1 protein-coding gene is annotated in these 579 nt (G+C 40.4%); it reads right to left on the bottom strand.

Translation table 11 applies throughout. The features are described 5' to 3' along the window. Positions 1 to 160 precede the first annotated feature (160 nt). Positions 161 to 579 (bottom strand): SPFH domain-containing protein (locus tag Y882_RS19855; RefSeq protein WP_046973451.1); only part of this gene is annotated, 419 nt, incomplete at its 5' end.

The following is a 579-nucleotide window of genomic DNA, read 5'->3' as shown; positions in this document are numbered from 1 at the left end:
CTAAACTTCATATAGTAGTCATCATCGTGTTGAAAACATGAACCACAATTGATTTGAAAGAAAGGAACTTTCTTACGACGTAAAACATTTACTTTCATAGGAATACCCAGTGTTAGATAACTTCAAAAAATAAACCGACCGTAATGGTGGGTTTGCTTAGTTATTTCACATTAACGAAAGGTGTAGTAGCCCCCGGAATCATTGTGGTAGGTAATGTACCATTCCGCTTATTAATGGCTTCCAGTTGGATTACATTTGGGTTCTCGGTGAGTGCTTCACCACGTAAACGAATAGCGTCAGCCTCTGCTTTAGCCTTAATCAGAATAGCATCTGCTACACCCTTAGCTTGTTCACGTTCCATATTAGCTTCAGCTACACGTTGCTGAATCTCTTGCTCACGTTGCAGAGTTTTCTGAGTAGCTTCTACTTTGGCATTAATGGCACGTTTAACGTTATCAGGGTATTCAGGAGCACCAATCCAGGAGATAGCAATAATATCAATCCCCACTGGTTCCATCTCTTTACGGATTGTGTCAGTGACACTATCCAGTAGCTTAGATTTACCACCATCAATAAAGG

This window comes from Dyella japonica DSM 16301, assembly GCF_001010355.1.
Lineage (GTDB): Bacteria > Pseudomonadota > Gammaproteobacteria > Xanthomonadales > Rhodanobacteraceae > Dyella > Dyella japonica.
This window is presented reverse-complemented; position numbering and strand designations above follow the sequence as displayed.